This is a genomic window from Actinospica durhamensis (genome assembly GCF_018139695.1).
GTDB lineage: Bacteria > Actinomycetota > Actinomycetes > Streptomycetales > Catenulisporaceae > Actinospica > Actinospica durhamensis.
Genome location: NZ_JAGSOG010000296.1, coordinates 1 through 9,878, shown reverse-complemented (window position 1 = coordinate 9,878; position 9,878 = coordinate 1). Strand labels below are relative to the sequence as shown.

Below are 9,878 nucleotides of genomic sequence, written 5' to 3'. Positions count from 1 at the left end.
GGCGAGGGCGAGGGCGGCACGGAGGGCGGCTCCACCGAGACCGGCGGGGTGTCCTCGGAGGGCACCGGATCCTGCGCGACCGGGGGTACGGACCCGGTGGACGTCGTGTCCGGCCAGATGGTCACGGCGACGGTGGACGTGGACCTGCCCGGCGTGCTGCCGCTGGTGCTGCGCCGCGCGTACGCGTCCGGATACGGCGGCGGCAGGCTGCTCGGCCCCGGCTGGTCCTCCACCCTTGACATCAGGATTCGCATCGGCGACGGCGGCATCGACTTCTCCGGGGACGACGCGCAGCTGCTGCGCTATCCGCTGCCCGCCGGACCCCCCCACGAGGTGCTGCCGGCCGAAGGGGCGCGCTGGCCGCTGAGCTGGGACCGCAAGGCCGACGAGGTCTACGTCCAGGACACCGGGCTCGGACTGACCTACCGCTTCACCGCGGTGGGCGAGCACCCGGCCCCGGGCGGCAAGATCAGGCCCCTGACGTCGATCTCGGACCGCAACGGCAACCGGATCGCGATCCTGCGCGACGCCGACGGCGTGCCGACCGAGGTGCAGCATTCGGCCGGCTACCGGATCGGGGTCGACTCGCTCTACACGGCGGCCGGATTCCGGATCCAGGAGCTGCGGCTGCTCGGGCCCGAGGGCGCGGACGGCCCCGACGGGGACACGGTGCTGGCCGGCTACGGCTACGACCCGGCCGGGCGGCTGGTCCAGATCACCGACGGCAGCGGCGTACCGCTGATCTACGAGTACGACGCGCACGACCGGATCACCGCGTGGATCGACCGCGGCGGCTACCGGTACGAGTACGAGTACGACGCGGCCGGCCGGGTGGTGCGGACCGGCGGCGAGGACGGGGCGATGGCCTCGCGGCTCGCGTACGACCTCGAGAACCGCGTGACCACCGTGACCAACGCGCTCGGGCACGCGACCGCGTACCACTACGACGCGCACCAGCACCTGTGCAAGACCGTGGACGCGCTCGGTGCCGAGACCACGACCGAGTCCGACCGCTACGGCCGCGTGCTCGCGCACACCGACGAGTTGGGCCACACGACACGTTTCATGCGTGACGCGCACGGTGACGCGCTGCGGATCGAGCACCCGGACGGGACCGTCGTCGAGGCCGAATACGACCGGCTGCGCAACCCGGTGCGGATCACCGGCCCGGACGGCGCCGTCTGGCAGTACGGCTACGACGAGCGCGGCAACCGGGTCTCGGCCACCGATCCGGCCGGCTCGGTCACCGCCTTCGGGTACGGCGAGCGCGGCAACCTGGTCCAGGCCGTCGACGCGCTCGGGCACGCCACCTCGATCGAGACCGACCGGGCCGGGCTGCCGGTGGCCGTCACCGACCCGCTCGGAGCGGTGTGGCGCACCGACCGCGACGGGCGCGGCCGGGTGGTCGCCGCCACCGGCCCGCTCGGCGCGACCGTCACCACCGGATACGACGGTCAGGGCCACCCGGTCCTGCGCGAGTACCCGGACGGCACCCGCGAGACCTGGACCTACGACGCGTGCGGAAATCAGCTCTCGCACACGGACCAGGCCGGGCTCACCACCGCGTTCGGCTACGGGCCCTTCCACCAGATCCTCGAGCGCACCGATCCGGACGGCGCCCGGCACGCCTTCGCCCACGACGCCCGGCTGCGCCTGACCGCGGTCACCAACCCGCAGAACCTGACCTGGACCTACACCCTCGACGCGGTCGGGAACGTGGTCGGCGAGACCGACTTCAACGGCCGTGCCCTGACGTACGGGTACGATGCGGCCGGAAACGTGATCCGCCGGGTCAACGGCGCGGGCGAGGGCGTGGACCTGATCCGCGACGCCCTCGGCCGGACCGTCGAGCAGCGCACCGACGACGGGGCGAGCACCACCTTCGGCTACGACCCGGCCGGCCGGCTGGTCCGGGCCCAGGGCCCGGACGGCACGGTCGTCCTCACCCGGGACGCGCTCGGCCGGGTCCTGGCCGAGTCCTACGACGACAGGGTCCTGACCAGCACCTACGGCGCCACCGGGCGCAGGCTCAGCCGCACCACCCCGGGCGGGAGCCGGTCGGACTGGCAGTTCGACGCGCTCGGGCGCCCGCTCAGCCTCGAGCACGGAGACGGCCGGCTGTCCTTCGCCTACGACGCGGCCGGGCAGGAGGCGTACCGCTGGATCGGCGCCGACACCGCGCTCACCAGCGAGTGGGACGGGCACGGCCGGCTCACCGCGCAGCGCCTGCTCGCGGTCGACGGGCCCGCCGACGCGCGCACGTCCCGACTCGTGGACGAGCGCGTATGGACCTATCGCGCCGACGGCGTGCCGGACTCGGTCACCGACGTGGACGGCGGGACGCGGCGCTTCGCCCTCGACCCCGCGGGCCGCGTCACCGCCGTCACCGCCGCGACCTGGACCGAGAGCTACGTCTACGACCACCTCGGCAACCTCGTCCACTCCGCCGACACGCGCACCCCGGACGCGCCCACGGCCGGGTCGAGCGAGGTGGCGGGCACCCTGGTGCGCCGCGCCGGACGCACCCACTACGAGTACGACGACCAGTCGCGGCTGATCAGGACCGTGCGGCACACGCTCTCCGGCGGCCGCCGGGAGTGGACGTTCGCCTACGACGCGCACGACCGGCTGACCGAGGCGACCAATCCGGACGGCGAGCACTGGCGCTACCGGTACGACCCGCTGGGCCGCCGCGTGTCCAAGGCACGTCTCGGCGCGGACGGCGAGATGCTCGAGGAGATCCGCTTCAGCTGGGACGGGGTGAACCTGGCCGAGCAGGAGCACGTGCTGCCCGGCCGGCGCACCGCGACCAGCTGGGATTACGCGATCGGGTCCTGGGCGCCGCTGACCCAGGACCGGCGCAGCTACGCGCTCGACGCGCCGCAGGACGTGATCGACCGTGAGTTCCACGCCGTCATCACCGACCTCGTCGGCACGCCGACCGAACTCGCGACCGCCGACGGGCGGATCGCCTGGCGCCGGCGCACCAGCCTGTGGGGCGAGCCGCGCGCAGATGCCGACGAGGCGTTCGACGGGCACTGCCCGCTCGGCTTCCCGGGTCAGTACCCGGACACCGAGACCGGCCTGGCCTACAACTTCCGGCGCTACTACGACCCGGCCACCGGCCGCTACACTTCGCCGGACCCGCTCGGCCTGGCGCCGGCCGCGCACCACCACGGGTACGTCGACAACCCCTTGGCCTGGCTCGACCCGCTCGGCCTGCTGAAGAAGCCGTACGCGTACTACGACCGGCCGGGCTACAGCAACTACACGCTGCAGGACAGCGCAGGCAACACCTACTACTCCGGCATGTTCGGCCCCGGGTCCTCGCAGGCCTCGGTCGAGCGGCGCCACGGCAACAACCACAACCGGTATTCCACCGCCAACGGCGATACCATCACCGTGGAGCCGGGGACCAGGACCTACGGGGAGTCCCGGCTGATGGAGCAGCGGCTCGCGGACGACAACGACACCATCATCGGCCGCGACGGGAACAACTACCGGGGTAACCGGGAGAACCCGATGGACGCCAAGAAGCTCGCCGACTACGAGGAATACGAGAAGTTGAAGAACGCGAAGAACAACGTCTCCGACGGGTCCGACAAATCCGGGGGAGCAAGCGGATCCGGCGGATCGGGCGGGACCGACGGAGCCGGCGGCGCCTCTGGAGCGGTGGCGTGCGCGTGAACGACGAGACCGCATCCGACCACGGCGCCCTCGAACTCGCCGACGGCCTAGCCCGGATCGCGCGCGACGCGTCCGGCCCGCTGGGCGGCGACCCGACGCTGGGCGAACTGCTGGAGATCATCGGCTGGGCGTTCCCGGAAGGCTCCGACGCCGTGGACGGGTCCTTCGCCACGCCGTTGCGCTTCAAGGCCGGCCTCAAGCCCAACAAGCGGTACGCGGTCGCGACGGCCTCGCGCGTCGCCGAACTCGGCGACGCCGTCTTCACCGACACGACGGACCTCCTCGCCGACGCGGTCGCCGGTCTCGCCGCCGATCAGGCCCCGGTGACGCCGGAGCGGTTCAGCGCTGTGCTGCTGGAGGCGCTGCGGTCCGGACGGGTGCCGCTCGCGGACGTCGAGGGAGCAGCAGTCGCGCGGCTGGCGATCGAGCCGCCGAAGAAGTCGGTCAAGCTGACGCCGGGTGACATCCTGGCGATCCCGGCCGCCGCGGGCGGCCACCACGTCGCCGTGGTCCTGATCCGCAACCGCTTCGGCACCGCCCTCGGCCTGTTCCGCGGCACCTCCCGGCTGCCGCGCACCGCCGCCGCGCTCGAGGCGCCGCTGCCCCACCCCGTCTACACCGACGAGCAGCCGGTCAAGACCGGCGTGTGGCGGTTGATCGGGCACGACGAAAGCCTGCTCGCGCGGTTCCCGGCCGACCCGGAGATCTACCACAAGCCGCGCCGCCGCCCGGGCGTGGACGACACCGGCGAGTTCGGTGCCGCCGAGACCGCCGACGGCACGCTGCGCTTCATCGACGCCGACGAAGCACAGGCCGTGGGCCTGGCCGAGGGCACCTACCGGCAGACCCTGCTGAGCCCGCTGCTGGAGAAGTACCTCGACGAGCGGGCGGCCTGAGGGCATCAGGCCAGAGCGTCGGTCACGGCGTGCCGTAGCTCGTTCGAGCCCAGGAAGTCCGTGCTGTCCGCCCATTGATCGACGCCCCCGATGCGTGGCAGGCGCCCGACGAACGCCTCCTCCTGGGAGATCCGCTGCCACTGACAGGCCACCAGGTAGCGCCAGACCTGGTCCGGATACCAGGCCAGCCGTTCCCGGGCCGTGCTGAGCGTGCCGAGATCGTCATGGAACACCGCGCCCGCGGTGACCTCGGCGAGCCGCTGCTGCGGAACGGACAGCCAGTCGCGGGTCGAGAGTTCCCCCGCGCACGGATCGACGCCCAACTGCCCGGTCAGCCACGCGCCCGCCTCCGCCGTGAGGACACGGTGGTTCACCGGACCGTCGGAATGCTCGATGAATCCGACCCGATCGTCGACCTGCTGGAAGTTCGTGGGATACCCCCGGACGTCCTTCGGCAGCCGTTCGGCCAGCACGCGCCGGATCTCCGCACCATGCGCGGCCACGTCGTGCGCGGTCAGGAACAGCAGCAGACGCGGCCCCCAGTCGTGGTCGGTCGACCGCGGCGCGTCGAATCCCAATACCTCCGAACCCGTGCCCACCAGGGCGGCGGCATAAGGCAGTCCCGGATACGCCTGCGCCAGAATCGGCCGCACCGCCTCCGTATAGAGGAGGCGCGAGAGTTCGAGCCCGGAGGTGAATGCGGCGCCTGCTGTCGTCACCCGGCAACTCTCGCCCAGGACGCATACGCCGGCCACCGGTTCTCCGCGCGTACCGCGACAGATCCCGGGCACGGACACGTCACCACGACGCGCCCACCACGTCGAGGCATCGGCTCAGCAGTTCCGGTGCGTGAATGTGGGCGAGGTGGCCCTGACCGGGCAGCACCTGCGTACGGATGCGGGGGCCTTCGACGCCGGGGCGGCCGGGGCCTTCGATGAGCCGTCGCACGTCCTGTAACGACGCCCCGTACGGCGCTGCGGCGGCGTCCATCTCGGCGGCGTCCATCTCGGCGGCGTTCGTCTCGCTGGCATAGATCTCCCCGGCGTTCATCTCCCGAGCGTTCATCTCCCCGACGATCAGGTCCACGCGATCGGCGCGCCGGGCAAGCGCGTCCGGGTTCGGCGCGTCGTTGAGCGCGGCCAACTCGGTGTGCAGCGGCTCGCTGAGGCGGCGCAGGGTCGACCATCCATACTGATCGGCACGCAGGGCCTCGACGTAGTCCAGGCTGAAGCCTGATATATGCGTGTTCACGACCTCGACGCTGCGGTCCAAGTCCCCGTCGTGCGCGGCGGCCTGGAGCGCGGGCAGCGCTGCGCCCGAAGGGTCCGATGACGGGCTCGTAGGCGATGACCCGACGGAACGGGCGTTCGTTCGCGGCCATCAGCGATGAGGCCGCCGTAGCTCCAGCCGAACAAGGTCTGCGGTCCTGCGGAGTCGTCCAGAACGGCGAGAAGGTCCTCTACCTCACCGCGGCGCTGGGGATCTCCACCTCCAGCCTCTACGCCGCCTTCGGCAGCAAGGCCGGCCTCTTCGAGGAGGCGGTGCGCACGTACGCCGAGCGCTTTCGGAGCATCTATCGGCAGGCCGTGGAGGAGGACGACATCCACCGCGTTCTCGAACAGATCCTGACGCGCTCGGTCCACGAGTTCACCCAGCCCGCCGCCGACCACCCCGGCTGCCTCGTCGGCAGCGCCGTCATGGCCGACGGCCCGGAAACCCTCGACGTGCGCACGTACATCGCCGACCTCCACCGCGCCAACGCGCAGGCCCTGCGCGCCCGCGTCGAGCGCGCCATCGCCGAAGGGCAGTTGGCCGCCGACACGTCCGCGACGGCACTGACCGGCCTCGTCCAGGCCGTCTGGCACGGGCTCTCCGCGCAGTCCAGCCTCGGCGCCGATCGGGCCGAGCTCCTCGCCGTCGCGCACCTCGCCATGGAGAACCTCCGCCAACGGCGGTGAATCAGCCCATTTCGAAGTCTCGTCCACTGATGTATCATCAGTGATTTGCGCTACGAGTGGTAATCTGGCCTCTCATTTTCGTTTGTACGGGAGCGGGAGCCCGTGCGTTGCGAGAGGGGACCATCCATGACGGATATCAGGGCATACCTGCGCGGCCTCGACGTGTTCGCAGGCGAACTGCCGGCCTTCGACCCCGATGCGGCGCCGGACCGGCCCGAGACGCTGTTCGTCGACTGGCTGACCACAGCCGTCGAGGCGGGCGTCCGGGAACCCCACGCCATGACCCTCTCGACGATCGGCACCGACGGCACGCCCTCGGCCCGGGTGCTGATCCTCAAGAACGTCGATGCCCACGGCTGGCAGTTCGCGGCGCACGGCTCCAGCCCCAAGGGCCGCGACCTGGCCGGACATCCCGCGGTGGCGCTCACGTTCTACTGGTCGCAGCAGGCCCGCCAGGTGCGCGTGCGCGGCCCGGTGGAGCCGGCGTCCGCCCAGGACAGCGCGGCGGACTTCCTGGCCCGGTCGGCCGGTTCGCGCGCCGAGGCCTCCACCGGCAGGCAGAGTCGGCCGCTCGAGGACCGGCAGACACTCGACCTGGCCACAAAGCAGGCGCTCGAGCGCATCGCCGAACAGCCCGACCTGGTGATCCCGGAATGGACCCTCTACACCGTGCGCGCCGAGCAGGTCGAGTTCTGGCAGGCCGACAAGCAGCGCAAGCACACGCGCCTGCGGTACGAGCGCCACGGCGACACCTGGACCCGCGGGCAACTGTGGCCCTGACCGGCGACGTATCAGGCGACGTAGACGTATCGGGCCCCGTGCGGATAGGCGCGTGCACCGCGGCGGATCTGGCGGTGCTGGAGCGGTACTTGCCGACCGGTCGCAATGACGTGCACACGTACCACTTCGGCTGTCAGCAGGCTGACGAGGCCGCGTACCTGATCGCCTGGTCCGAAGAGGCGGCGGTTGGCCACGTCGTGGTGACATGGGCTGGATTCCGGGAAGAGCCCGCGCGTCTCGCCGTGCCGCAGTGCCCGGCGATCGGCTACCTCCAGGTGACACCCGCCTCCCGCGGCAAGGGCGTGGGCAGCGCCCTGGTGGGCGCGGCCGAGGCATGTATCGCCGCCCGCGGCTTTCGGCGAGCCGGCCTCGCCGTCGGCATCGACAACCCCGCCGCCGCCCGCCTTTACCAGCGCCTTGGGTATCAGGACACATCGGTGCGTTGCGAATCTCAGTACACGTGGTACGACGACGCCGGTGTCGGCCACGACGTCACCGAGATGAACCTTTACCTCGCGAAAGACCTCTCCGGTCTCATCGATCCCTGATTTCTGCGAAGAGCCTCGCCCGCCCCAGCCGTTTCGCGCAGACCCGCGATCGCCCATCCCCGAGTCCGGCCCATTGGAGGGCACTTCTGCGCGGGTTCCGGGAGCCCACGATGCCCTCGTGCCCGGCGGCCCGCCCGGCACCGGTAGCGGGTGGAGCTCTGATCAGTTCAGAGCCACCCGCAACCGCGCGGGGCCTTCGCGGCATTAAGGAGGGTGATGGCGCCCTCGCGACCGCGTGACGAGGCGCCGAAGAAGCGGTGTGCCATGGAAAAAAGAGCAGTAGGCGTGCTTGCGATGGCGGAACCGACGGACGGATGGGGGATCATGGCAGCGGCGGATAAACAGGACGCTGATTTTGCCGAGTACGTCGCGGCGAGGTCGCTGTGGCTGCGCAGAGTCGCGTTCCTGCTGTGCCACGACTCGGACCGCGCGGACGACCTCGTGCAGACCAGCATCACCAAGCTGTACATCCACTGGCCCCGCGTCGTCGAACTCGCGAACCTGGACGGCTACGTGCGGACCATCCTGGTCAACACCTATCTGGCCGAACAGCGCTCGCCCTGGTGGAAGCGCGTCACGCTGGGGCACGAACCCACCGCGGACGCGGCAGCCTCCAAGGATCCGAATCCCGACCTCGCGCTCGACCTCGGCGCCGCGCTCGCCTCGATCACGCCGAGACAGCGCGCGGTGCTGGTACTGCGCTTCTACTGCGACCTGTCCGTCGAGGACGCTGCCGGGCAGCTCGGTTGCTCCATCGGGAACGTGAAGAGTCAAACGTCTCGGGGCCTGGCCGCGATGCGACGGATTCTCGAACCACCCGACACGACGTCCCATGCCGGTGCCGGTGCCGGTGCCGACGCCCGTGGCCCGCAAGACCGCACCGGCTCGACCCGGACCACCTCCGCGCTCGACACGCGCACGGCCCCGACGCCCCGCGCCACGCGCAACGTTCCTCCGCGCAACGTTCCCCCGCGCGCCGTTCCCGCTCCGTCCGCCGGCACGACGGCATTCCCCGAAGGGAGCTGACATGTCACTCGATCCCGACCTCCTGCCCGAGAGGCTCAACGCGCTTGCCGACCAGGTCGGCCCGAGCGGCCGGATCGACGCAGACCGTGCCGTCGCCGACGCTCGACGCACATTGGCACGGCGTCGGCGTACCAGAGGCGGCGCGGCGCTCTCGACCATAGCGGTGGTAGGCGCCCTCATCGCGTTCTTCGCCGTGGGCGCCCAGCCACAGGGCGGGGGCGCAGCCGCCCCGACGGCGTCGCCGACCGCATCGGCGTCGTTCCCCCGAACCGCGCACGACCCCGTGGCCGTCGGACTGTCATTCGGCTGGCTGCCCCCGGGCCTGTACTCACACTCGCCGTCGTGGCCGTCCGTCGCCAACGTGCTGATGTCGTACCTCATGGTCGAGGCCGACGCCACACCCGAGGGCGCAAAGTCGACAATCTCAGAGAGCAGACTGGATCTGTACACCGCACCTCCGGGCTCAATGCCGCATCAGAGCATGCAGTGGGTGGGGTTCCAGGAATCCGATGTCGCCGGTCCGTTGATCGGAGGCAATCCGTCGTGGATCGAGACCCCCAGCACGGGCTACTACGGCCCGAACGGCCTCGGCGCCGTGGTGTGGAAGCTCCCGGACGGCGACTGGGCCGTGCTCTCGTTCACCGACGGCGCCCGCCATGGACAAGGATCCGGAATCTTCGACCGCGCGAACGTGATCCGCATCGCCCGGAGCGTGACTCAAACACCTGTCCCCGTCGCGCTGCCGTTGCACATCACCGGTGCGCTGGCACAGGCCGAAGTGACCGCGATCCAGAGCTCGAGCACCAACGGCACAAACCTGTTCCAGCCCTCATACTGGCTGGCCCTGACGTTCCGGGAAGCCGGAGCCGAGATCGACGTGACACTCCGCGGCGGACCGGAGGGAATGCCCACCGCATTACCCGGCCAGGCATGCACCCCCGCAACCCTGCAACCCACCCTCGTCGTGATGGCCTGCGTCGCCG

Annotated in this window: 8 protein-coding genes and 1 pseudogene; 7 read left to right on the top strand and 2 right to left on the bottom strand. The window is 71.1% G+C overall.

The window, feature by feature from the left end:
• On the top strand, positions 1-3,687 hold a 3,687-nt coding region (locus KDL01_RS34875), incomplete at its 5' end, for an RHS repeat-associated core domain-containing protein (protein WP_212532963.1).
• The gene (locus KDL01_RS34870) at positions 3,678-4,583 is read left to right on the top strand and encodes a hypothetical protein (RefSeq protein WP_212532962.1); all 906 of its coding nucleotides are present in this window, start codon (positions 3,678-3,680) and stop codon (positions 4,581-4,583) included. The genes KDL01_RS34875 and KDL01_RS34870, both read left to right, overlap by 10 nt.
• Before the next feature lie 86 nt (positions 4,584-4,669).
• Here the strand turns inward: KDL01_RS34870 and KDL01_RS45625 are convergent.
• Both KDL01_RS45625 and KDL01_RS34860 read right to left on the bottom strand, forming a co-directional pair.
• Positions 4,670-5,302, bottom strand: a pseudogene (locus KDL01_RS45625) (DUF4037 domain-containing protein); the annotation flags it as partial.
• A gap of 79 nt (positions 5,303-5,381) precedes the next feature.
• Positions 5,382-5,855, bottom strand: coding sequence for a hypothetical protein (locus tag KDL01_RS34860; protein ID WP_212532960.1), 474 nt, complete (start codon positions 5,853-5,855; stop codon positions 5,382-5,384).
• A gap of 74 nt (positions 5,856-5,929) precedes the next feature.
• Here KDL01_RS34860 and KDL01_RS34855 point away from each other — a divergent pair, with 74 nt between their 5' ends.
• The 5 genes from KDL01_RS34855 to KDL01_RS34835 form a co-directional block, all read left to right on the top strand.
• Positions 5,930-6,541 carry a TetR/AcrR family transcriptional regulator gene (locus KDL01_RS34855; RefSeq protein ID WP_212532959.1) on the top strand — a complete coding sequence of 204 codons (612 nt, stop codon included), beginning with the start codon at positions 5,930-5,932 and terminating at the stop codon, positions 6,539-6,541.
• Between the two features lie 126 nt (positions 6,542-6,667).
• Entirely contained in the window at positions 6,668-7,321 is a 654-nt protein-coding gene (locus KDL01_RS34850; RefSeq protein ID WP_212532958.1) for a pyridoxine/pyridoxamine 5'-phosphate oxidase, read from the top strand.
• A gap of 74 nt (positions 7,322-7,395) precedes the next feature.
• Complete coding sequence (locus KDL01_RS34845; protein WP_212532957.1) at positions 7,396-7,869, top strand: GNAT family N-acetyltransferase; 474 nt, start codon at positions 7,396-7,398, stop codon at positions 7,867-7,869.
• A gap of 324 nt (positions 7,870-8,193) precedes the next feature.
• Positions 8,194-8,895: a SigE family RNA polymerase sigma factor gene (locus KDL01_RS34840; RefSeq protein WP_212532956.1), complete on the top strand. Its 702-nt coding sequence runs from the start codon at positions 8,194-8,196 to the stop codon at positions 8,893-8,895.
• 1 nt (position 8,896) lies between these two features.
• On the top strand, positions 8,897-9,878 hold a 982-nt coding region (locus tag KDL01_RS34835), incomplete at its 3' end, for a hypothetical protein (protein ID WP_212532955.1).